Genomic DNA, 21,305 nt, shown 5'->3' on the forward strand with positions numbered 1-21,305 from the left:
GTCGCTCAGTCCGAGTGCTCCGCCAAGCGGTCGAGAAACATGGCCTGCGCCGGGACGATCACGGCCCGCGCCCGTTCGAGGCCCAGCCACTCCACCCGGTCCAGCTCCGGGAACTCCTGGACCTGCCCGGACTTCGGCGGCCACTCCATCCGGAAGGTGCCGGGAACCATGGCCGCCGGATCCAGGTCCGCCTCGATCGCCCACGCGGTGACGACCTTCCCGTTGCTCTGCCGCACCTCGCCGAGCGCGATCGCCTCGCCCTCCGGCGGGGCGAGTCCCAGCTCCTCCTGGAACTCTCGCCGGGCCGCGTCCCAGGCCGGCTCGTCGGGCTCGTACTCACCCTTGGGCACACTCCACGCCCCCGCGTCCCGGCGCGCGAAGAACGGGCCGCCCATATGCCCGAGCAACACCTCCAGACCGTGATCGGTGTGCCGGAACAACAGCAGCCCAGCGCTCCGCTTCCCCGTCCCGCTCATGGCCTCACCTCCGGATGCGCGGCCAGCAACGTCTCCACCGTGTCCGCCTCCTCCGCCCGTTTGTCCTCGCGATAGCGCACGACCCGCGCGAAACGGAGTGTGACACCGGCCGGGTACCGCGTGGACTTCTGCAGTCCGTCGTACGCGATCTCCACGACGAGTTCGGGCCGTACGGTCACCACGTGGCCGTCGCTCTGCACGGCCAGCTCCTGGAGACGTTCGGTCTGCCAGGCCAGCACGGCGTCTGTCATTCCCTTGAAGGTCTTGCCGAGCATCGAGAAGGAGCCGTCCGGGTTGCGGGCGCCGAGGTGGAGGTTGGAGAGCTTGCCGGTGCGGCGGCCGTGGCCCCATTCCGCGGCCAGGACGACCAGGTCGAGGGTGTGGACGGGCTTCACCTTCAGCCAGGAGGCGCCCCGGCGGCCCGCGCTGTAGGGCGCGTCGAGGCCCTTGACCACGACTCCTTCGTGGCCGCGCTCCAAGGTCTCGGCGAGGAACGCCTCCGCGGAGGGGACATCCTCGGGACCGGACACGAGCACGCGCCGGACCCGCATCGGTTCGGGCACCAACTGGGCCAGTTCCGCGTGCCGTTCGGCGAACGGCAGGTCGAGGAGGTCGCGGCCGTCGACGGAGAGCGCGTCGAAGAACACGGGGGAGACCGGGACTGTTTCGGCGGCCGTGGCCACGTCCACCCGGGAGCCGACCCGGCCGGCCGTCTCCTGGAAGGAGCGCGGTCGCCCGGCCTCGTCGAAGGAGATGACCTCCCCGTCCAGGATGAACCGCTCACCTCTCAACTCCAGTGCTGCGGCGGTGAGTTCGGGCAGTCGGTCGGTGATGTCGTCGAGGGTGCGGGTGTAGAGCCGTACGGTCGCGCCGTCGCGGTGGACCTGGACGCGGATGCCGTCGAGCTTCTCCTCGACCGCGCAGGCACCCAGTTTCTCGACCGCCTCGGCGACGGAACCGGCGCTGTGCGCGAGCATCGGCAGGACCGGGCGGCCCACGGTCAGCCGGAAGCGGTCGAGGGAGGCCGGGCCCTCGGCGAGCAGGGCTTCCGCCACCGTCTGGAGCGAACCGGCCAGCATGACCGCCCGCCGTACGTCCGTCGAGGGCGCCCCGGTCGCTTCCGCGAGCCCCTCCACCGCGACCGCGTCCAGCGCGCCCTGCCGGACCTCGCCCGTGATCAGGCCGAACAGGAGGCGCTGCTCGTCGGCGGTGGCCGCGCCCATCAACTCGCCGACCAGACGGGCCCGTTCGGCCTGCGAACCGGCGCCCGAGACCTTGCCGAGCGCGGTGAGCCGGGCGTCCACCTCGCGTACGGTCAGGGTGGGTTCCGGGGCCGGTGGGGCCGGCCGGCTCAGCACCTTCCAGCCGATGCCGAGCCGCCCCTGGGGGAGGCGGCCCGCCAGATACGGGATGACGATCGGGACGTCGTCCGCCTCCGCGTCCCGGAAGAGCTCCGCGAGCAGAGCGATCTTCCGGGACCGCGCCGAGGTGGCGGCGACCTCCTGGGACACCTGCGCGAGCCGGGTCAGCAGCATGCAGCCATCGTGCAACGGAGGCGGGCGGTCTACACCCGGACGGCCACACCTGGATGTCGGCGTCTACATCCGGATGCCGGCGTCGAGGTCGGTCATGAGCAGTTCGCCGTTGATCGTGGCACCCGCCCGGTATCCGGCGGAGGCCGCGTTCACGACCTGCTCCCCGAAGCCCATCGCGTTGCCGACCGCCCACACTCCCGGAACGCTCGTCAGACCCGTCGGGTCGACCACGGGGTACGTGCCGAACGGGGTCTCCTGGAATTCGGCGCCCAGTTTCTCCAGAAGGCCGGTCTGCGGGATCGGGCGGGGTGCCACGAACAGGGCCTCGCGGGGGTGCGCGGTGCCTCCCCCAGAGGGGGTACCCCCAGTGAGACGGACGCCGGTGAGCCGGCCGTCGGCGACGACCAGTTCCGCGACCTCCCCGGGCACCACGGCGACCCCCGCGGCGGCCAGCCTGCGCAGGTCGTCGTCCGTCAGCTCGGACTCGGCGAGCGTGTGCAGGAACAGGGTCACGTCCTTGGACCACTGCGAGACCATCAGCGCCTGGTGCACGCTCAGCGGCGTCGTCGCGAGCACACCGAAGGCCTGGTCACGGACCTCCCAGCCGTGGCAGTACGGGCAGTGGATCACGTCTCGCCCGAAGCGCTCGGCGACTCCCGGGACGGCCGGCAGCTCGTCCTTGAGACCGGTCGCGATCACGAGCCGCCGCGCGTGCACGGTCTCCCCGCCCGCCAGCGCCACGGCGAAGTCCGCGCCCCGCGTGACGTCCACCGCCCGGTCCCGGACCAGGTCGACGCCGTAGCGCGCGATCTCCGCGCGGCCCAGGGCCAGGAACTCGGCGGGTGACATGCCGTCCCGGGACAGAAAGCCCTGCATGTGCGCGGCGGGCGCGTTGCGCGGCTCACCCGCGTCGACGACCAGCGTGCGGCGCCGGGACCGGCCCAGGACCAGCGCGGCGGAGAGCCCGGCCGCGCCACCGCCGATGACGACCACTTCGTATGTACCGGTCATGGTGACCACCTCCACCTCGAAGGTCGCCCCATCACCGCCGTATTGACAAACGTGTTTGCCGAAACTGCAATATCGGTCATGAGCGACGACACGGACGACATGGACGAGGTCCTGGCAGAGGTCGGCCCCCGACTGCGGCGCATCCGGAAGGAGCGGGGCGCGACTCTCGCCGGCCTCTCGGAGACGACGGGCATCTCGGTGAGCACCCTGTCCCGCCTGGAGTCCGGGCTGCGCAAGCCCAGCCTGGAACTCCTCCTGCCGATCGCACGGGCCCATCAGGTGCCGTTGGACGAACTGGTGGGGGCGCCGACGGTCCGGGATCCCCGGGTACGGTCCGAGCCGATCGTCCGGGGCGGCCGCACCCACTGGCCCCTGACCCGCCAGCCAGGCGGCCTCCAGGCGTACAAGGTCCTCGAACCCCAGCGAAAGATCGAACCCGACCTACGGACCCACGAGGGCTACGAGTGGCTGTACGTCATGGCCGGCCGACTGCGCCTCCTGCTCGGCGAACACGACGTGATCCTGGGCCCCGGCGAGGCGGCCGAGTTCGACACCCGGGTACCGCACTGGTTCGGCTCGACGGGCGAGGGCCCGGTGGAATTCCTGAGCCTGTTCGGCCCACAGGGCGAGCGCATGCATGTACGGGCACGTCCCAAGAAGCCTCAGTGAGGGCGCCCCGAAAGGGGCGCGGGGCGTATCGATATGCGACTCCGCCGCGTGGGCGCGCCCAGCCCCCACCGGCCCGCGCTCAAAGAACGACACGCACCCCCGGACCGTGACGAACGCGACGGTTCCCTGATCGGCAAGCGACCGCTTAGTATGCGATCGACCCCGGTCAGACAGAGCAGTCCCGTGGAGGCCCCGCATGCAGGCATGGCAAGTGCACGAGAACGGCGAGCCGAGGGAGGCGATGCGCCTGGCGGAGGTGGAACGGCCCACGCCGGGCGACGGCCAGGTCCTGCTCAAGGTGCGCGCCGCGAACATCAACTTCCCGGACGTCCTGATGTGCCGCGGCCACTACCAGGTCAGGCCCCCACTCCCGTTCACCCCCGGCGTGGAGATCTGCGGCGAGACCGAGGACGGCCGCCGCGTGATCGCCAACCCCGCACTGCCGTACGGCGGTTTCGCCGAGTACGCCGTCGCGGACGCCGCCGGACTGCTGCCCGCGCCCGAGTCGCTGGACGACGCGGAGACGGCCGCACTCCACATCGGGTACCAGACGGGCTGGTTCGGCCTCCACCGGCGCGCCCACCTGGAAGCCGGCGAGACGCTCCTCGTGCACGCCGCCGCCGGCGGGGTCGGCAGCGCGGCCGTGCAACTCGGCAAGGCCGCCGGCGCCACCGTGATCGGTGTCGTCGGGGGTGCCGAAAAGACCGTCGTGGCACGGGAGTTGGGCTGCGACGTGGTGATCGACCGACGTACCGAGGACGTCGTCGCGGCCGTCAAGGCGGCCACCGGCGGGCGCGGTGCCGACGTGATCTACGACCCGGTCGGCGGCGACGCCTACACGCAGTCCACGAAGGTCGTCGCCTTCGAGGGCCGGATCGTGGTCGTGGGCTTCGCCAGCGGCACGATCCCGAGCCCGTCGCTCAACCACGCCCTGGTGAAGAACTACTCGGTCCTGGGCCTGCATTGGGGCCTGTACGCCACCAAGAACCCGAAGCTGATCCTCCACTGCCACGAGCAGCTCACCGACCTGGCCGCCCGGGGTGTCATCAAGCCCCTGGTGAGCGAGCGCGTGCCGCTGAGCGGTGCGGCAGCCGCCGTGCAGAGGGTCGCCGACGGTGTCACGACCGGCCGGGTCGTCATCCTGCCGTCGCTGGAGAACGGAGCCGCCGCATGAGTGAAGAGACCCTGGACGCAGCTGAACTGCGCCGCCGCGCACAGGAGTTGCTGGCGACTCACCCACCCCTGGAGACCGACAGGACGACCTTCCTCAAGGCCCGCTTCGACGCCGGTCTGGCCTGGGTCCACTACCCCGAAGGCCTCGGCGGACTCGGCGCCCCGCGCGCCCTCCAGGCCGTCGTGGACGCCGAGTTGGCGACGGCGGGCGCCCCCGACAACGACCCGCGCCGCATCGGCATCGGCCTCGGCATGGCCGCCCCGACGATCCTCAAGTACGGCACGGAGGAGCAGAAACAGCAGTTCCTGCGGCCCCTCTGGGTCGGCGAGGAGGTCTGGTGCCAGCTCTTCAGCGAGCCCGGCGCCGGGTCCGACCTGGCCGCGCTCGGTACCCGGGCCGTCCGTGAGGGCGACCACTGGGTCGTCAACGGGCAGAAGGTGTGGACCTCCAGCGCCCATCTCGCCCGCTGGGCCATCCTCATCGCGCGCACCGACCCGGACGTGCCCAAGCACGCGGGCATCACCTACTTCATCTGCGACATGACCGACCCCGGCGTCGAGGTCAGGCCGCTGCGCCAGATCACCGGCGAGGCCGAGTTCAACGAGGTCTTCCTCACCGACGTCCGGATCCCCGACGCCCATCGCCTCGGTGAGGTCGGCGACGGCTGGCGGGTCGCGCAGACCACGCTGATGAACGAGCGCGTCTCCATCGGCGGCATGCGCACCCCGCGGGAGGGCGGCATGATCGGCCCGATCAGCGAAACCTGGCGCGAGCGCCCGGAGTTGCGCACCCACGACCTCCATCAGCGCCTCCTCAAGCTCTGGGTGGAGGCCGAGGTCGCGCGGCTCTCCGGCGAGCGGCTGCGCCAGCAGCTCGTGGCGGGCCAGCCCGGTCACGAAGGCGCCGGCATGAAGCTCTCGTTCGCCCGCCTCAACCAGGAGATCAGCGGCCTGGAGGTCGAACTCCGGGGCGAGGAAGGCCTGTTGTACGACGACTGGACCATGCGCCGCCCGGAACTCGTGGACTTCACCGGCCGCGACGCCGGCTACCGCTACCTCCGCTCCAAGGGCAACAGCATCGAGGGCGGGACCAGCGAGGTCCTGCTGAACATCGTCGCCGAACGCGTCCTGGGCCTGCCGGCCGAGCCGCGCACCGACAAGGACGTCGCCTGGAAGGACCTCGCCCGATGACAGATCTTCTCTACTCGGAGGAGGAAGAGGCGCTGCGCGCCGCCGTCCGGGACCTGCTCACCGACCACTGCGACGCCGCGGGTGTCATCACCCGCACCGAGTCGGACGCCCCGCACGACCTGTCGCTGTGGAAGTCCCTCGCCGACGGCATGGGCCTGGCCGGCCTCCTGGTGCCCGAGGAGAAGGGCGGTCAGGGTGCCACGCACCGCGAAGTCGCCGTCGTGCTGGAGGAGTTGGGCCGCGCGGTCGCGCCCGTCCCGTACCTCACGAGCGCGGTCGTCGCCACCGAGGCACTCCTCGCGTGCGACGCGGACGACCTCCTCGCCGAACTGGCCTCCGGCCGCAGGATCGGCGTCCTCGCCGTCTCCCTGAGCGTCGCTCCGGGCGCCGCCCACAAGGCCGTACGGCACGAGAACGGTTCCCTGTACGGGGAGTTGACCGGGATCGCCGACGCTGCCGCCGCCGATGTGTTGCTCGTGCCGGGTGCGGACGGTGGGCTGTACGCCGTCGACTCCGGCGCCGTGACCGTCGCACCGCAGGTGTCCCTGGACCTGACGCGGCCGTTGGCGCGCGTGGTGTTCGACGGCGCTGCGGGCCGCCGGATCGGGGATGCCGAACCCGCCGTACGGCGTGCGCTGCGGGCCGGGGCCGGGCTGCTCGCGTCCGAGCAACTCGGGCTCGCCGACTGGACGTTGACGGAGACGGTCCGGTATCTGAAGGAGCGCAAGCAGTTCAACCGGCCCGTCGGCGGGTTCCAGGCGCTGAAGCACCGGTTGGCACAGCTGTGGCTGGAGGTCGTCAGTCTGCGGGCCGGTGCGCGGGGCGCGGCCGACGCCCTCACGACCGGTGACGACGCCGACGTGGCGGTCGCCGTCGCGCAGGCCTACGCGGCGGCCGTCGCCGTCCACGCGGCCGAGGAGGCCGTGCAGTTGCACGGCGGCATCGGCATGACGTGGGAGCACCCCGCCCACCTCTACCTGAAGCGGGCCAAGGCCGACTCGATCGCCTACGGCACGGCGGGCGCCCACCGTGAGGCGCTGGCCGAACTCGTCGACCTGCGAGCGCCCCGACCATCATGAGGTGAAGCCCGCGAGAAGCCCGTCCCACCTGGGGCGGGCTTTTCCGTGCGCCGCCGCCGAAGGAGTGAACAAGCGAGGGCAGTCCGGCCAACTCCTGTCAGGTACAGGTTCGTTGGCATCCCTACAGCCTCATACTCCCTGTGGTCCGACCCCGCCCCACAGGGAGGAACACCATGGCCCTCATCACCCGCCGCAGAGCCCTCACCGCGTTCGGCGCCACCTTCGCGGCCGTCCTCGCCCCGCCCGCGGGCAGCGCGTTCGCCGGCGAACAAGGGCGCCGGCCGCGGCCGTTGTGGCGCGCCCACGCCCACAACGACTACGAACACCCCCGCCCGCTCTTCGACGCCCTCGACCACCGCTTCGGCAGCGTCGAGGCCGACATCTTCCTCGTCGGCGACCAGCTCCTCATCGGTCACGACGCGACCGAACTCGACCCGAGCCGCACGCTCGAATCCCTCTACCTCGACCCGCTCGCCGCCCTCGTGAAGGCCAACCACGGCTCGGTGTACCGGGGTTGGCGCCAGCCGCTCCAGCTCCTGATCGACATCAAGACCGAGGGCTCCTCGACCTACCTCGAACTCGACCGCCATCTCCTGCGCTACAAGCACCTGTTCACGACGTACGCCAAGGGACGCGTCCACCAGGGCGCCGTCACCAACGTCATCTCCGGCGACCGCGCGGCCCGTACACCGATGGAGGCACAGACCGTACGACGCGCCTTCTACGACGGCCGCCTCACCGACCTCGGCAGCGCGGCGCCCGCCTCCTTCGTCTCGCTCATCAGCGACAACTGGCAGACCAACTTCACCTGGCTCGGCGACGGCGTCTTCCCCGACGCCGAACGGCAGAAGCTGCGCGGCATCGTGCGGCAGGCGCACTCGGCCGGGCAGACCGTACGGTTCTGGAACACCCCGGACGTGGCGGGCCCGGGCCGTGACGCGCTGTGGGGCGAACTGTTCGCCGCCGGTGTGGACTTCCTCAACACCGACGACCTCGCCGGTCTGGAAGCGTTCCTGGACGCCCGCCGCACGGTGTGACACCACATGGGGTGACGGCACATGTCGTGACACCACACGTTCGGGGGACACGTCGGTAGCCCGGATGAACCCTCCGCTACGCCACACTTGCGGCCGAAAGCCGCGAACCAGACATGGCGGCGTGGCGGAGGAGGGTGACGATGGCCATTTCCATCTCTGTGGTGCTGCTGCTCCTGATCCTTGCGGTGATCTTCATGCGCAGCGGCGGGCTGAAGCTCTCCCATGCGCTGGTCTGCGCACTGCTCGGGTTCTTCATGGCGAGCACCAGCATGGCGCCCACGATCCACAGCGGCCTGACGGCCACCGCGGATCTGGTGAGCGGTCTGCGTCCGTGAGGTCAGCCGGTCGAGAAGACTCCGATGCCGTTCGGTACGGGCCGTTCGGCGCCGCCGCTGGGATGGTTCCGTACCGTGACGGCGCTCGCGCCGGGCGCGCGGGCGACCAGGGTCGTCGAGCCGCCGCCGTCCAGGCTGAAGGCGTCGACCGAGCCCAATTTCCGCATCTGGCCGGCGACTTCGGCGATCGTCAGACCGCTGCGGTAGGCGACCGCACCGTCCGTCGCGAACAGCACCAGCCGGTGGCCGCCGTCGGCGATCCCCACGGCGGTGCGCACGGCGGACGTCGAGTCGTCCAGACCGGCCAGCGGCGCGCCCCCGCGCAGGACCGGGTAGCCGCCGAGGGCGAAGCGGTACGGGACCCCGGACCTCGACGCGACCAGCTTGTGCTGCACCTTCACCCGCTCGCCGGTGAACAGCGTCCGCAGCCGCTGCGCACCCGCCTCACGGCCGACGAGGACGGTGGTACCGGGCGCGATGGCACCGCTGCCGGGCGTGGCGGCGGACGACACGACCCGGCCGCCGCGGACGGTCACCTCATAGGTGTTCGCACTACAGGCGCCGGCCCGGTTCGTGTCCGTGCCACATGTGGCGCGCACCCGGGAGACGCTGCCCCACTGTGTGGTGAACGCACCGATGGAGTTCTGCGGCAGGGCGTACTGATTGAACCCGCCGAGCGTCAGCAGTCCGTGCGGGGTTCTGACCGATCCGCTGAGGGTGAGGCTGTCCAGCCGGGCCACGCGGTCGACACCCACACCGAGCACGTTCCGGGTGTTCGTGCCGGGCGGCAGCGCGGGGCCGAAGCGCTGGCCGTCCGGTACCGCCGCCTTGAGTGCGACACCGCTCGCGATCGCCGGTCCGTCGGTGGAGCCGGTGGCCTCGACGCCCGGGTGCTGGGTCTCGGTGATGTTGAAGAAATCACCGTTGACACCCGCGACGGCACCCGCCGAGTCGGCCAGCCGGGAGACGGGCTGCCGGGCCGCCACCGCGCCCGGGTACAGCAGGTTGACGCGCACATGGGCGGTACGCAGGTCCACGACGACCACATGGGCGTGGGTCACACCCCTGGCCGCCGTGATGTCGAACTGCTCGTAGGTGACCCCCGGCGCGAGCCGCGTCGTGCCCTGCACGGCGCCGGCCGGTGCCGCCCCCACCAGGGCCGCACCGGCCAGCGCGCCGAGTGCCGTGAGATACGCGAGTACGGATCTGCTTGCTCTTAAAGGCTTTTGACGGTGCGTCACAAAGTCCCCTGATGTGTCGTCAACTCTCCCAGGTCTCAGGGGAAGTGCATCAGAAGACGATGACCGGCGGGGCTCCTAGGCGCCGACTACACGGGAACGAGTGAGAAAACGTACCCCCTCGGGTGCTTCCAGCGAGAAACCACTGCCGCGACCCGCTACGACGTCCACGATCAGGCGGGTGTGACTCCACACCTCGTACTGGCTGCGCGAGATCCAGAACGTCACGGGCTCCGGCACGCCCTCCACCGCCAGCTCGGCGAGGAGCACGTCCGAGCCGCCGGTGCGGAACTCGCCCTCCGGGTAGCACATGGGCGCGCTGCCGTCGCAGCAACCGCCGGACTGGTGGAACATCAACGGGCCGTGCTGTGCGTGCAGTTGACGCAGCAGGTCGGCCGCGGCGGGGGTGAGTTCGACGCGCGGGGTGTTGTCGTCCATGTCAGCCGTCCCAGGAAGCCGGATGCGATGACCCATCGCAGCACACACGAGGTTGCGAGAAGGTTGCGCGCCTACTCGGCACGGAGCGCGGTCGCCGTGCGGACGCGTGCCGCCCAGCCGGCCGGCAGCAGGGAGCCGAGTACGGCGACGGCGACACCGGCGAGTGCGAGCAGGACCAGGTCCCGGGCGTCGTAGACGTCGACGACGGAGTGCGGCAGCCGTAGGCCCGCCGCGTGGCCCATCGCGGGGATCACCGCGCCGTGCACGGCCAGGCCCAGCGGCACGCCGAGGGCGCCGCCGGCCAAGCCGGGCAGGAAGACCGAGGAGACGACCGTCGTGACGGTCTGCCGGGGTGTCATGCCGAGGGCCTTGTGGATGCCGAGGTCGTGGACGCGCTCGTGGGTGTCGAGGACGACCCCGCCCAGCACACCGAGTCCGGCCACGCACACCAGCATCAGGGTGAGCAGTGCCGTGAGCGAGTCGAGGACGGTGACGGTGCCGCTGCCGTTCGTGTACTTGGCGCTGCTCGCGCTGACCCCCAGGGGCTTCAACTCGGCGTTGAGCGCGGTGACATACGCGTCCGTGTCGGTGCCGGGCCTCAGATCGACGTACTGGGTGGTGGAGTCGAGGTCGGGCGCGGCGGGCTTCAGCGTGGCGGCGTCGGTGAGGACGGTCCGGCCGTCGTGACCGGTGTCGAACACCTCACCGACGATCCGGACCCCAACTGCCTTGTCCCGCACGGTGAGTGTGATCGTGTCGCCGATCTTCGCCCCGGTGGCGGTGAGGACGGTACTGGGCACGACAGCCTCACCCGGCGCCCTGAACCACCGCCCGCTGACCATGGTGTAGCCGCCCCAGGAGGCGTCACCGTCGAACGCGGTCACGGTCACGGCACCGCTCATCCCCGGGACGGCCACGTCCATGGAGGCGCTGCCGTAGTACGCGCGGGTGCCGGGCTGGGCGGCGATGGCGGCGGCGACGGCGGCGGGATCGATGGGTTCGGCGGCGGCCGGCTGCCCCTGGCGGACCACCTTGCCGGAGCCGTCCCCGGCGGGCCCGTCCGACGAACTGACGCTGACATCGGCCGCGTTGTGGTTCTTGGACGCGATCACCTCGCCCAACGACGAGGACAGCCCGGTGGCGAAGGTGACGGCCGCGACCCCGAACAACACCGCCACGACCATCGCGACCGCCCGCACGGGCCGCGCGAACGGCCGAGCCAGCCCCAGCCCCACCGCCCACGACACCGGCAGTCGAGCGGCGACTCGGGCTGCCCGACGGCCCGGGCGTGCGGGTGGGGCTGGCTCGGTCGGTTGCCGGGTTCCGTCCGTGGCCGGGGTGGGGCGGCCCACCCCCAGAACCCGCCTCGTCGCCCACCGACCCCGCCCCGCCCCCGGCGTCCGCCCGACCGTCAGTGCGTCGACCGTTCGCAGGTGCCCCGCCCGCCAGGCGGTCGCGCACGCGGTGAGGGTGACTATGGTCAACACCCCGCCGATTACCGCTGCATCGGCCCAGAACTCGATGCCGAGACCGGCCGTGCCGTAGGCGTCCGCCGTGTCGGAGAGGACGGGGGTCGCGAGAAGGTGACCGGCGGCTGTGCCCAGTGTCGCCCCGGCTGTTGCCGGAATCAGGGTCTGGGCGGCGTAGGCCCGTACGACCTGGGCGGGGGTGCAGCCGACGGCCTTGAGGATGCCGATGCGGCGTTGGGCCGTCGCCACCGCGCCGGCGACCACGTTGCCCACGATCAGTACCGACATGACCAGGCCCAGCACCCCGAACGCGACGAGGAACGGCACGAACAGCGCGGCCTCCCGAGTCGCGATCTTCCGTACGCCGAGCCAGGACTGAGCACCCGTCAGGGACTTCGCGGGGACCGTCGCCGTGATCGCCGCGCGGTCCCGGGTCAGCTGGGTCGACGTGTCGGCGTGGGTGAAGCGGTAGAGCATCTGGTAGCCGGACGTTTTGCCCGACGGTGTCAACTCGGCTATCTGCGAAGGGAGTACCCATGCGTCGGCGGTACGGCTGACCGAGCGGGCCACCCCGACCACCGTCAGCGTCGGGCTGCCAGGCAGATCCGGGAACTCCAGTTTCTGGCCGAGTCGCCCCTCGGGTCCCGTGTCCGCCGATACGACGATCTCGCCGGGCTTCTCGACCCAACGGCCCCTGGTCAGAGCCACCTTGTCGACCGTGCCGCCCGGCGCGGAACGGCCGGCCACCGAGAGCGGCGCGCCGCTGTGCCCGTCGAACCCCGGTGTGATCGTCGCGGTCGGGAACGGGCCCGATGACTCCGTGACTCCGAACGCCCGCGCCGAGGCGGCCAGTTGGGCGGCCGTCGCCCTCCGCGCGTCGAACTGAACGGTCAACTGCGCCCCGTGCTGCCGGTCGAAGGCCTTCTCGAACGGCACCTCGGACGACACGAGCAGCGCACCGCCGAGCACCGACGCCGTCACCGCCAGCATCGTGGCCAGCCCGATCACCAGCGTCTGCACCCGGCGCCGGGCCGTGCCCGAGCGGATCACCTGCCCCAGCGCGGTCATCGGACGGACTCCGGCTCCGGGACGTCGGACGTGATCCGGCCGTCGGTGAGCCGGACCGTGCGCCGGGTGCACGACCGCGCCAGCTTCGTGTCGTGCGTGACCACGACGATCGTCTGACCGTCGGCGTTCAACTCCCTTAGCAGGGCGCTGACTTCCTCGCCGGACGCGGAGTCGAGCGCGCCGGTCGGTTCGTCGGCGAGGAGGAGCGGGGGACGGTTCATCAACGCCCTTGCCACGGCGACCCGTTGACGCTCACCGCCGGACAGCCGGCCCGGATGGGCACCGGCGTGCCGGGCGATGCCGAGCGACTCCAGCAGTTCGGTCGCCCTCTTCCGTGACTCGCGCCGCCCGAGGCCCGCCAGCCGCGCGGGCAGCGCCACGTTGTCGGCGACCGAGAGATCGTCCAGCAGATGGAAGAACTGGAAGACCATCCCGATCTTCGCCCGCCGGTAGCGCGCCGCCCCGGCCTCGCCCAACCGGTCCACCCGCACCCCGTCCACGGTGACGGACCCGGAGTCCGGCCGGTCCAGACCGGCGACGAGATTCAGCAGCGTCGACTTGCCGCTGCCCGACGGTCCGAGGACCGCGACGGCCTCACCGGCCCGCACGCTCAGCGACGCGTCCGTCAGCGCGGGCGGCCCGCCGCCGTAGCGGCGGCTCACATCGAGCAGTTCGATGAGCGGTGTCGTCATGGGGGCCTTCCTCGGCTGTCGGAGACTGTCGGATCGGACGCCACCGACGCTAGGAAGCCGACCGCCCAGGCCGCGCCGGTCGCCCGGACCAATTGCCGTACCGCACAAGGACGATGGGCCACGACCTCATCCCTGAGATGTAGCCGACGGATGTACGCGCCCCGTCCGTCGGAGGGATTCCGGGCACGGTCGGCAGCCGAGAGAATGGGCCGGTGACGGTGGGAGAGGAAGCCCCGGCCCGGCCGGTCGAAGCTCGGCCTGCCCCGGTCCGGCTGCGTCGAGCGATCGGGGCTCTGCTGCGTCCCGGTGGTCAACTGCCGCGCCCCACAAGGCAACAGCGGCTCGTCGACGCCGCGCTCGCGCTCGTCCTCACCTTCGTGTCGGTGCAGTACGCGTGGGGCGACGGCTACGACGAGGCCCACCGGTACCGCATGACCGACCTCGTGATCCTGGTCTGCCTGGCCTCGACGTCGCTGGCTTGGCGGCGACGCTACCCCCTCGCCGTCCTGTGGATCGTGACGGTCGCGACGGCACTGACCCCGGACGACGTCGCCCGGCTCACCTTCTACGCCTGCGTCATCGCCGCCTACAGCGCGGCGGCCTACAGCCCGCACCGTCTGCCGACCCTGACCGGCCTCGCCGTGGCGGTCGCCGTCATCAGCAGATCCGGCCGGGTCGGCCCGCCCGACCCGTATGTCTATGTCGCCCCGACCGTGCCCACCCAGTACGTCCCCCTGTTCATCTCGGTGCCGATCGTCGTGGCCGCCATCGGACTGCGCACCTGGAAACTCCGGGCCGCCGAGACCCGCACCCGGCTCACCGCGGTGCAGAGCGCCCGGGCGGAGGAGCTGCATCGGGCCGTAGAACACGAACGCGCCCGGATAGCACGGGAGTTGCACGACGTGGTCACGCACAATGTCAGCGTGATGCTCATCCAGGCCGGCGCCGCCCGCACGATCATGGACAGGTCCCCGGAGCGGGCGCGCGAGGCGCTCCTCGCCGTCGAGGCGGGCGGCCGGGCCGCGATGGGGGAGCTGCGCGATGTGATGGGCCTGCTCACCACGGACCTGGACTCGGACCCCGCCGAGCCGGAAGACCTGGCTCCGCAACCGGGTCTGGCGCGTCTGGAGGCGCTGATCGGCCGGATGCGCGGCGCGGGCGTGCCGGTCGAACTGACCGTCTCCGGAACGCCCCGCTCCCTCCCCGCCGGCGTCGAACTGGCCGCCTACCGCGTGGTCCAGGAAGCCCTGACCAACACCGTCAAGCACGCGTCCGGAGCCGACGCGAGCGTCCAGGTGTCGTACGGCGACGACGAACTCCACGTCGAGGTCACCGACACCGGTGGCCGGCCCGGTCCCGGCGCGGTCACCGGCAACGGCCGCGGTCTGATCGGCCTGCGCGAACGCCTCGCCGTCTACGGCGGCACCCTGCGCACCGGCCCGCGCCCGCTCGGCGGTTACCGGGTGCGGGCCCTGATCCCCCTGGAGGACGCGTGAACAGCGCCCCGCGTGTCGTGGTCGCCGACGACCAGGCCCTCGTGCGCACCGGCTTCCGGCTGATCCTCGACGCCCACGGCATCGAGGTGGTCGCCGAGGCCACCGACGGCGCCGAAGCGGTCGACGCGGTCCGGCGCACCCGGCCCGACGTGGTGCTGATGGACATCCGGATGCCCGACATGGACGGCCTGGAGGCGACCCGGCGCATCCTGGCGGGTGCCGGGGACGCCCCGCGCGTGGTCATGCTGACCACGTTCGACCTCGACCACTACGTCTACGCGGCGCTGGCCGCCGGAGCCAGCGGGTTCCTCCTCAAGGACGTCACACCGGAACACCTCGTCGCCGCCGTCCGCACGGTCCGCGCCGGTGACGCGCTGCTCGCCCCGACCATCACCCGCCGCCTGGTCGAACGCTTCGCCCACCGGGCCCCGGAGACGGCCGCCCTCCATCGCGACCTGGCCGCCCTCACACCCCGTGAACTGGACGTCCTGCGGCTGCTCGCCCAGGGCCTGAGCAACGCCGAACTGGCCACCGGGCTCCATCTCTCCGAGGCCACGGTGAAGACCCACGTCTCCCACATCCTCGCCAAGCTCTCGCTGCGCGACCGGGCCCAGGCGGTGGTCGTGGCGTACGAGACGGGGCTTGTCAGTCCCGGGGCGTCCGAGGACACCGCCGCCGGGACGACGCGCGCGGGCGGTCGCGGACGCGGGTGAGTCGTAGAACGGCCCCTCCTGGACATACCGCGGGCCCCGGAGACGAAGCTTCGTCTCCGGGGCCCGTGTGGGGAGCCTGGTTCAGCCCTCGACGACGCCGGACGCGGCGATCTCGATCTTGGCCTTGGTGGAGCCCGACTGCGAGCCCAGGGACTCGATCTTGTCGATGATCTCCTGGCCCTCGACGGCCTCGCCGAAGACGACGTGCTTGCCGTCGAGCCACGGGGTGAGGACCGTGGTGACGAAGAACTGCGAGCCGTTGGTGTTGCGGCCGGCGTTCGCCATCGACAGCAGGTACTTGCGGTCGTGCTTCAGGGTGAAGTTCTCGTCGGCGAACTTCTCACCGTAGATGCTCTTGCCACCGGTGCCGTTGTGGTTGGTGAAGTCGCCGCCCTGGAGCATGAACTGCGGAATGACACGGTGGAAGCCCGAGCCCGCGTAGCCGTAGCCGTTCTGCCCGGTGGCCAGCTCGCGGAAGTTGCGGGCGGTCTTCGGGACGACCTCGTCGAAGAGGCTGAAGACGATGCGGCCCGCGGGGGCGCCGTCGATGGTGATGTCGAAGTAGACGTTACTCATGGTCAATTTGTCACTTTCGGTGTATTGCACCCTCTGCCCGGTGTGGCCGTGTGCCGTGCGCCGGGCCGTTACATCAAAGGGCTCTGATCGGAGTCCAGTCCGTCGAACTCTATCCGCAGACCGGCGCGCACGGCGGCCCGGTGTAGGGCCGGGAGGCCCGTGGTAGCGTCGGTATACAAACTGTATGCGATGTCTGGGGGTTGCCGTGGTGTCCGGTCGGGAGAAGGCCTACGCGTATCTCAAGGACACGGTGCTGACGGACCCCGGGATGCAGGGGGCCTTCCTGTCGGAGCAGGAGCTCGCCGATCGTATCGGTGTCTCCCGCACCCCCATCCGCGAGGCGCTGCTGATGCTCGCCGCCGAGGACCTGGTCGAACTCGTGCCCAAGCGCGGCGCCCGCGTGGCACCGCTGACGGGGCGCGAGGTCCGGGAGCTGATGGAGCTGCGCGGCATGGCCGAGCGGTACGCGGCCGAGCGGCTCGTCGCGGCCGACCGGGTGCCCCTGGAGGAACTGCGCGCGCTGCTGGGACAACAGCGCGCGCTCACCGGCGCCGAGGAGACCCACGAGTTCATCGCCGTCGACCACCGCTTCCACGCGTCCCTGGTCTCGGCCGTCGGCAACACCCTTCTGGACCGGCACTACGACGGCCTGCGCAGCCGCCAGGTCCGTGCCGGAGTGGTCGCCGTCTTCAACCAGCGGGGCCGGCAGAAGGCGGTGCTCGACGAGCACGAGGCCATCGTGGACGCCCTCGCCGCCGGTGACGCGCGGGCCGCGTGCGCGGCCATCGACCACCACCTGGAGTCGACCCTCAAGGTGCTCCTCGACGGCTGAACCCCCTCTGTATCAGGGGCAGTTGATCACGCGGTTCAGGGGTAGGTGATCACCAGCATCGTCACCCCCTCCGGTGAGATCCACGGCCCGTGCGGCATACCCGGAGGGCGACAGGCGTACATGCCCGCCGTGAAGGTGCGGTCCAGCGTCAGGTCGTGCATCACCCCCTCGACGAGATACACCTCCTCCCATACGTCGTGCAGGGCCACGCCCGCCGCCGAGGAATCCGTGCCCGGCGCCCACCGGACGAGCGCGGTGCGCCGGCCGCTCTCGGGGTCCTCGGCCAGGACGCGCTCCTCGACGCCGGGTCCGGCGCCCGCCGGGGCGGCCCAGGGTCCGTCGGGGTGGTGGAACTCCAGCTCGGGCCCGCTCATCGCCACACCTCCGGCCGCCGGTTCGCCAGCACCGACGTCTTCTCGCGGACCGCGCCGACCTCGTCGACGTCCAGATCGGTCACCAGCAGCTCCGGCTCCGCGCCGAGTGCGGCCCGTACGGTCCCGTCGGGGCCCACCACCAGGCTGTGCCCGACGCCGGTCGGTACCGGGCCAGGACCGGTGCCGGGGTCGGCCTGGCCGACGGCGGCGACCCAGACGGTGGCGTCCAGCGCGCGGGCCCGCACCAGCAACTCCCACTGGTCGAGCTTGCCGGGTCCGGCACCCCACGAGGCCGCCAGCAGGGTCCCCACCGCCCCGTTGTCGGCGTGCGCCCGGAACAGCTCCGGGAAACGGACGTCGTAGCAGGTGGCCAGGCCCAGCCGGACACCGTCCACATCGACCACGGCGGGGCGGGAACCCGGGGCCACACTCTCCGACTCGCGGAAGCCGAACGCGTCGTAGAGATGGATCTTGTCGTACGACTCCTCGACGCCGGGGCCTGTGGCCAGCAGGGTGTTGGCGACCCGGCCCTGGTCGGCCGGGGTGAACATGCCGGTCACGACGACCGTGCCGGTCGAGCGGGCGATCTCGCGGACACCGTCGGCCCACGGTCCGTCGAGGGGCTGGGCGAGCGGGGCCAGGGGTGTGCCGAAGCAGGCCATCGTCGCCTCGGGGAAGACGACGACGCGGGCTCCGGCGTCGGCGGCGCGGCGCGTCCACTCGTCGACCAGGCGCAGGTTCTTGTCGGGGTCGGGGCCGGTGGTGAGCTGGCTGAGGGCGATCCGCATGAGGCGGTCTCTCCTTGTCTGAGGGGGCGATGTCAGCGTGGCAGGGGGAGGTCGGCCGAGACCGGGGTCCTCGGCGCGGCGAGTTGAGCGTCCTCCTCGACGGCGGCCTCCGGGTTGCGGCCCAGCAGGACGCCCACCAGGGAGATCGCGGAGGCGAGGGCGATGTAGAGGGCCAGCGGTACCCAGCTGTCGTAGGCGCTCAGCAGGGTGGTGAACAGGAGCGGGGCGATGGCGCCGCCGATGATCCCGGCCAGGGTGTAGGCCAGCGAGGAGCCGGTGTAGCGCAGCCGGGGCGAGAACTGCTCGGCGATGAAGGCGGCCTGCGGGCCGTAGAGACAGCAGTGGATGACGAGGGCCACGAGGACGCCGGCGGCGAGCGGCAGCCAGGAACCGCCGGCCGCCATCGGGAAGAACACGAACGGCCACACCGCCGCCGCGATCGCCGAAGTGCCGTACAGGAGGCGGCGGTTGACGCGGTCGGAGAGCGCGCCGGCCAGGGGCATCAGGAAGACCTGGACCGAGGAGCCGATGAGGACGGCCGCGAGGGCGGAGCCGCGCGACATGCCGAGTTCCTGGGTGGCGTAGGTCAGGACGAAGACGGTGAACATGGCGTACAGCACGTCCGGGCCGACCCGGCAGAGGATCGCGGCGGTCAGGGCGCGGGGCTGGGTGGTGAAGACCTCGCGGACGGGTGTCTGGGGGCGGGACTGTTCGGCCTCCATCGCCTTGAAGACCGGGGTCTCCTCCAGCTTGGCCCGGATCCACAGGCCGAAGCCGACCAGCACGCCGGACAGCAGGAACGCCACGCGCCAGCCCCACGACTCGAACTGCGCTTCGGTGAGGAGCGCGCCGAGGGCGGCGAGCACGCCGTTGGCGAGCAGGTTGCCCGCGGGCGGGCCCACCTGTGCGGCGGAGGCGTAGAAGCCCCGGCGGCGCGAGTCGCCGAACTCGCTGGACAGCAGGACGGCGCCGCCCCACTCGCCGCCGACACCGACGCCCTGGGCGAAGCGCAGGACGACGAGTGCGATGGGCGCGGCGATGCCGATCGTGCCGTAGGCGGGCAGCAGGCCGATCAGGAAGGTGGCCACGCCGATCAGGACCAGGGTGGCGATCAGCACCTTCTTGCGGCCGATCACATCGCCGAGCCGGCCGAAGACGAATCCGCCGAGGGGGCGGGAGAGGTAGCCGACCGCGTAGGTCGAGAACGCCAGGAGCGTCCCGGTGAGCGGGTCCTCCGACGGGAAGAACAGATCACCGAAGACCAGGGCCGCGGCGGCGGAGTAGACGGCGAAGTCGTACCACTCCAGGGCCGTGCCGGTGAGGCTCGCGACGAAGGCGCGGCGGACGCCGGAGTGCCTCGCCGCGGTCCCGGCGTCGCTCTTCGGGGTGTCGTGCATGGTGCCCATCCTTGCTCGGGAACATCGACCTTCCGGCATACTTCTTGTATACAGGTCGTATGCGCAAGCCCTGCGCCGGAAGTTCACGAGCCCGTTTCCTGACTGGGAGTGCCCTCATGGCCGTGCTGACCTTCGAACTGCCCGACGGAACGACACGCGAGGTCGATGTCGTCCGGGTCCTCAACGCCGGGTACGCCGGGCGCAGTCAGGACGATGTCGCCGCGCATGTCGCGGAGCTCGCCGAGCTGGGCGTGCCGGGTCCGTCCGTGACGCCCGCGCTCTACCCCGTGTCCCCGTATCTCGCCCAGCAGACCGGGCGGGTCGCGGCCCAGCACGGCCGCACCTCCGGCGAGGCCGAGTGGGCGCTGGTCGTCGCGGCGGGCGGCGAACTGCTGCTGACCGCGGCCTGCGACCACACCGACCGCGACCTGGAGGCGCACGGGGTGGCGTGGAGCAAGAACGCCGGCCCCGATGTCCTCGCCCGTCACGCCTGGCGGCTGGCCGATGTCGAGTCCCGCATCGACGAACTCACCCTGCGCGCCTGGGTCGGCCACGCCGGCACCGAGACCGAGATCCAGACCGGCACCCTCGCCGAACTCCTCGCCCCGGCCTACTGGGTCGACGTCCTGCGCGCCCGCGGCGAACTGACCCCCGGCACCGTCCTGATCTCCGGCACCATCCCGATGGCCCCGGGCGTCGACCAGTTCGCCGACAGGTGGCGTGTGGAACTGGCCGACCCGGCGGCCGGGGACACCATCAGCCTTGCCTACGACGTACGGCCGATGCCGGAGCCGATCGGCTGACCGGCCGCCTTCAGGGTGATGTCGTCGGCGTAGTAGGTGCCTTGTGCGTACCAACCGTGCACGTAAATGGTCGCGCTGGTCTGGGAGTTGCCGGTGGTGAAGGAGACGGTCAGGGGGCTGTAGTGGGCGGGGGAGGTCGCCCAGGTGGAGGTTCCGCCGCTCACGCCCAGGTAGACGTACGAGCCGCGGACCCAGCCGCTGAGCGAGTACGTGGTGTTCGGCCGTACCGCGACGGTCTGGTCGCACTGTGCGGTGTCGCTCGAACTCACCTTGCCCTGAAGGGCTTTGGCGCCCGCGTGGACGGGGGAGGTGACGACCGAGCCCGGGTTGCCGCCGCAGTGCCACGGCGAGACGCCGCCCGACTCGAAGTCGGGGTTGGCCAGGGCGTCGGAGGCCCCAACTGCGTTCGGGGCGGCCGATGTCGGTGCGGCGGACGCGCTCGCCGAGGGTGTGACCGGGGTGGCCTTCGTCGGGCTGGGGATCAGCAGGGAGCCGCCGAGGCCGGCGACCGCCGCCGCGGCGATCGTGATCGTCATGGCTGCCCGGCGCTGTCCGGGCCCCAGGCGCGGGCGGTCCTCGGGGTGTTGAGGGCGGGCGGTGGTGTCGTGTGCGGTCTTGTGGCCGGGGACGGGCGGGAGTTGCTCCGTCTCGCCGTCGGGCAGGGTGTGCGGGGCGGTCGCGGTGCCGCGGTAGTGCTGGTCCTGGCGTATCTCGTCGAGGAGTTGGGCCAGTGCGTCCGTGTTGCGCGGGCGCAGCACACGGATGGGTTCCAGCACGGTGCGGTCGTCCGGTGAGTCGGACGCGGTCGGTATGGGCACGGCGCTCTCCTTACGTCCCGTGGCACAGACCGGAGCTGTCCCTCGGGGATGGATACGCAACGCCCGCTGCAGAGGTTCAGTCGGCGCCGTGCGCGGC

21 protein-coding genes and 1 pseudogene are annotated in these 21,305 nt (G+C 71.6%); 10 read left to right on the plus strand and 12 right to left on the minus strand.

What is annotated here, in order from left to right; all coding sequences use genetic code 11:
• Positions 1–5: 5 nt before the first annotated feature.
• From ACIRRY_RS33390 to ACIRRY_RS33400, 3 genes are all read right to left on the minus strand, one after another.
• Positions 6–476, minus strand: a complete 471-nt coding sequence (locus ACIRRY_RS33390) for an NUDIX domain-containing protein (RefSeq protein WP_403980127.1) — start codon at positions 474–476, stop codon at positions 6–8.
• Entirely contained in the window at positions 473–2,011 is a 1,539-nt protein-coding gene (locus ACIRRY_RS33395) for an ATP-dependent DNA ligase (protein ID WP_403980130.1), read from the minus strand. Before ACIRRY_RS33395 ends, ACIRRY_RS33390 begins: the two co-directional genes overlap by 4 nt.
• Positions 2,012–2,074: 63 nt before the next feature.
• On the minus strand, positions 2,075–3,022 hold the full coding sequence (locus ACIRRY_RS33400; protein WP_403980132.1) for an NAD(P)/FAD-dependent oxidoreductase: 948 nt from the start codon (positions 3,020–3,022) through the stop codon (positions 2,075–2,077).
• A gap of 78 nt (positions 3,023–3,100) precedes the next feature.
• On the opposite strand from ACIRRY_RS33400, the gene ACIRRY_RS33405 reads away from it, so the two are divergent.
• From ACIRRY_RS33405 to ACIRRY_RS33430, 6 genes are all read left to right on the plus strand, one after another.
• Positions 3,101–3,691, plus strand: a complete 591-nt coding sequence (locus tag ACIRRY_RS33405; RefSeq protein ID WP_403980134.1) for a helix-turn-helix domain-containing protein — start codon at positions 3,101–3,103, stop codon at positions 3,689–3,691.
• 196 nt (positions 3,692–3,887) lie between these two features.
• Positions 3,888–4,865, plus strand: coding sequence for an NADPH:quinone oxidoreductase family protein (locus ACIRRY_RS33410; protein WP_403980136.1), 978 nt, complete (start codon positions 3,888–3,890; stop codon positions 4,863–4,865).
• Positions 4,862–6,055, plus strand: coding sequence for an acyl-CoA dehydrogenase family protein (locus ACIRRY_RS33415; protein ID WP_403980138.1), 1,194 nt, complete (start codon positions 4,862–4,864; stop codon positions 6,053–6,055). The genes ACIRRY_RS33410 and ACIRRY_RS33415 overlap by 4 nt, the downstream gene beginning before the upstream one ends.
• The gene (locus tag ACIRRY_RS33420) at positions 6,052–7,134 is read left to right on the plus strand and encodes an acyl-CoA dehydrogenase family protein (RefSeq protein ID WP_403980141.1); all 1,083 of its coding nucleotides are present in this window, start codon (positions 6,052–6,054) and stop codon (positions 7,132–7,134) included. Before ACIRRY_RS33415 ends, ACIRRY_RS33420 begins: the two co-directional genes overlap by 4 nt.
• A 173-nt stretch (positions 7,135–7,307) precedes the next feature.
• Entirely contained in the window at positions 7,308–8,171 is an 864-nt protein-coding gene (locus ACIRRY_RS33425; protein WP_403980143.1) for a phosphatidylinositol-specific phospholipase C/glycerophosphodiester phosphodiesterase family protein, read from the plus strand.
• A 140-nt stretch (positions 8,172–8,311) separates the two neighbouring features.
• Positions 8,312–8,506 (plus strand): hypothetical protein, encoded by a 195-nt coding sequence (locus ACIRRY_RS33430; RefSeq protein WP_366094206.1) that lies wholly within the window; start codon positions 8,312–8,314, stop codon positions 8,504–8,506.
• A gap of 2 nt (positions 8,507–8,508) precedes the next feature.
• On the opposite strand, the gene ACIRRY_RS33435 is transcribed toward ACIRRY_RS33430, so the two are convergent.
• The 4 genes from ACIRRY_RS33435 to ACIRRY_RS33450 all read right to left on the minus strand — a co-directional run bounded on the left by ACIRRY_RS33435 (position 8,509) and on the right by ACIRRY_RS33450 (position 13,411).
• On the minus strand, positions 8,509–9,660 hold the full coding sequence (locus ACIRRY_RS33435) for a phosphodiester glycosidase family protein (protein WP_403980238.1): 1,152 nt from the start codon (positions 9,658–9,660) through the stop codon (positions 8,509–8,511).
• A 162-nt stretch (positions 9,661–9,822) separates the two neighbouring features.
• Positions 9,823–10,182: a DUF779 domain-containing protein gene (locus ACIRRY_RS33440; protein ID WP_403980146.1), complete on the minus strand. Its 360-nt coding sequence runs from the start codon at positions 10,180–10,182 to the stop codon at positions 9,823–9,825.
• Between the two features lie 71 nt (positions 10,183–10,253).
• The gene (locus tag ACIRRY_RS33445; protein ID WP_403980148.1) at positions 10,254–12,719 is read right to left on the minus strand and encodes an ABC transporter permease; all 2,466 of its coding nucleotides are present in this window, start codon (positions 12,717–12,719) and stop codon (positions 10,254–10,256) included.
• On the minus strand, positions 12,716–13,411 hold the full coding sequence (locus ACIRRY_RS33450) for an ABC transporter ATP-binding protein (protein WP_403980151.1): 696 nt from the start codon (positions 13,409–13,411) through the stop codon (positions 12,716–12,718). Before ACIRRY_RS33450 ends, ACIRRY_RS33445 begins: the two co-directional genes overlap by 4 nt.
• 212 nt (positions 13,412–13,623) lie before the next feature.
• Here ACIRRY_RS33450 and ACIRRY_RS33455 point away from each other — a divergent pair, with 212 nt between their 5' ends.
• Both ACIRRY_RS33455 and ACIRRY_RS33460 read left to right on the plus strand, forming a co-directional pair.
• Entirely contained in the window at positions 13,624–14,907 is a 1,284-nt protein-coding gene (locus ACIRRY_RS33455; protein WP_403980154.1) for a sensor histidine kinase, read from the plus strand.
• A complete protein-coding gene (locus ACIRRY_RS33460; protein ID WP_403980156.1) occupies positions 14,904–15,620 on the plus strand; it encodes a response regulator in 717 nt (238 codons plus the stop codon). The genes ACIRRY_RS33455 and ACIRRY_RS33460 overlap by 4 nt, the downstream gene beginning before the upstream one ends.
• Positions 15,621–15,701: 81 nt before the next feature.
• Here ACIRRY_RS33460 and ACIRRY_RS33465 read toward each other — a convergent pair whose 3' ends face one another.
• Positions 15,702–16,196: a peptidylprolyl isomerase gene (locus tag ACIRRY_RS33465; RefSeq protein WP_403980159.1), complete on the minus strand. Its 495-nt coding sequence runs from the start codon at positions 16,194–16,196 to the stop codon at positions 15,702–15,704.
• Positions 16,197–16,401: 205 nt separating this feature from the next.
• On the opposite strand from ACIRRY_RS33465, the gene ACIRRY_RS33470 reads away from it, so the two are divergent.
• Positions 16,402–17,028 carry a GntR family transcriptional regulator gene (locus ACIRRY_RS33470; RefSeq protein ID WP_403980240.1) on the plus strand — a complete coding sequence of 209 codons (627 nt, stop codon included), beginning with the start codon at positions 16,402–16,404 and terminating at the stop codon, positions 17,026–17,028.
• Between the two features lie 35 nt (positions 17,029–17,063).
• On the opposite strand, the gene ACIRRY_RS33475 is transcribed toward ACIRRY_RS33470, so the two are convergent.
• From ACIRRY_RS33475 to ACIRRY_RS33485, 3 genes are read right to left on the minus strand one after another with little or no spacing between them, the layout of a single operon-like run.
• On the minus strand, positions 17,064–17,402 hold the full coding sequence (locus tag ACIRRY_RS33475; protein ID WP_403980162.1) for a cupin domain-containing protein: 339 nt from the start codon (positions 17,400–17,402) through the stop codon (positions 17,064–17,066).
• Positions 17,399–18,190 carry a carbon-nitrogen hydrolase family protein gene (locus ACIRRY_RS33480; protein WP_403980164.1) on the minus strand — a complete coding sequence of 264 codons (792 nt, stop codon included), beginning with the start codon at positions 18,188–18,190 and terminating at the stop codon, positions 17,399–17,401. Before ACIRRY_RS33480 ends, ACIRRY_RS33475 begins: the two co-directional genes overlap by 4 nt.
• Positions 18,191–18,222: 32 nt before the next feature.
• On the minus strand, positions 18,223–19,587 hold the full coding sequence (locus tag ACIRRY_RS33485; protein ID WP_403980166.1) for an MFS transporter: 1,365 nt from the start codon (positions 19,585–19,587) through the stop codon (positions 18,223–18,225).
• Between the two features lie 116 nt (positions 19,588–19,703).
• Between ACIRRY_RS33485 and ACIRRY_RS33490 the strand changes: the two genes are divergently transcribed.
• On the plus strand, positions 19,704–20,390 hold the full coding sequence (locus ACIRRY_RS33490) for a DUF2848 domain-containing protein (protein ID WP_403980169.1): 687 nt from the start codon (positions 19,704–19,706) through the stop codon (positions 20,388–20,390).
• Here ACIRRY_RS33490 and ACIRRY_RS33495 read toward each other — a convergent pair.
• Positions 20,375–20,878 (minus strand): annotated as a pseudogene (locus ACIRRY_RS33495) (carbohydrate binding domain-containing protein); the annotation flags it as partial. The gene ACIRRY_RS33490 and the pseudogene ACIRRY_RS33495 sit on opposite strands and share 16 nt — an antisense overlap.
• Positions 20,879–21,305: the final 427 nt, after the last annotated feature.

Origin of the sequence: Streptomyces sp. NPDC101776 (assembly GCF_044766845.1) — a bacterium.
Lineage (GTDB): Bacteria > Actinomycetota > Actinomycetes > Streptomycetales > Streptomycetaceae > Streptomyces.

Coding starts and splice junctions, on each gene's coding strand:
- ACIRRY_RS33390 (WP_403980127.1), bottom strand. CDS start 476: ATGAGCGGGACGGGGAAGCGGAGCGCTGGGCTGCTGTTGTTCCGGCAC.
- ACIRRY_RS33395 (WP_403980130.1), bottom strand. CDS start 2,011: ATGCTGCTGACCCGGCTCGCGCAGGTGTCCCAGGAGGTCGCCGCCACC.
- ACIRRY_RS33400 (WP_403980132.1), bottom strand. CDS start 3,022: ATGACCGGTACATACGAAGTGGTCGTCATCGGCGGTGGCGCGGCCGGG.
- ACIRRY_RS33405 (WP_403980134.1), top strand. CDS start 3,101: ATGAGCGACGACACGGACGACATGGACGAGGTCCTGGCAGAGGTCGGC.
- ACIRRY_RS33410 (WP_403980136.1), top strand. CDS start 3,888: ATGCAGGCATGGCAAGTGCACGAGAACGGCGAGCCGAGGGAGGCGATG.
- ACIRRY_RS33415 (WP_403980138.1), top strand. CDS start 4,862: ATGAGTGAAGAGACCCTGGACGCAGCTGAACTGCGCCGCCGCGCACAG.
- ACIRRY_RS33420 (WP_403980141.1), top strand. CDS start 6,052: ATGACAGATCTTCTCTACTCGGAGGAGGAAGAGGCGCTGCGCGCCGCC.
- ACIRRY_RS33425 (WP_403980143.1), top strand. CDS start 7,308: ATGGCCCTCATCACCCGCCGCAGAGCCCTCACCGCGTTCGGCGCCACC.
- ACIRRY_RS33430 (WP_366094206.1), top strand. CDS start 8,312: ATGGCCATTTCCATCTCTGTGGTGCTGCTGCTCCTGATCCTTGCGGTG.
- ACIRRY_RS33440 (WP_403980146.1), bottom strand. CDS start 10,182: ATGGACGACAACACCCCGCGCGTCGAACTCACCCCCGCCGCGGCCGAC.
- ACIRRY_RS33445 (WP_403980148.1), bottom strand. CDS start 12,719: ATGACCGCGCTGGGGCAGGTGATCCGCTCGGGCACGGCCCGGCGCCGG.
- ACIRRY_RS33450 (WP_403980151.1), bottom strand. CDS start 13,411: ATGACGACACCGCTCATCGAACTGCTCGATGTGAGCCGCCGCTACGGC.
- ACIRRY_RS33465 (WP_403980159.1), bottom strand. CDS start 16,196: ATGAGTAACGTCTACTTCGACATCACCATCGACGGCGCCCCCGCGGGC.
- ACIRRY_RS33475 (WP_403980162.1), bottom strand. CDS start 17,402: ATGAGCGGGCCCGAGCTGGAGTTCCACCACCCCGACGGACCCTGGGCC.
- ACIRRY_RS33480 (WP_403980164.1), bottom strand. CDS start 18,190: ATGCGGATCGCCCTCAGCCAGCTCACCACCGGCCCCGACCCCGACAAG.
- ACIRRY_RS33485 (WP_403980166.1), bottom strand. CDS start 19,587: ATGCACGACACCCCGAAGAGCGACGCCGGGACCGCGGCGAGGCACTCC.
- ACIRRY_RS33490 (WP_403980169.1), top strand. CDS start 19,704: ATGGCCGTGCTGACCTTCGAACTGCCCGACGGAACGACACGCGAGGTC.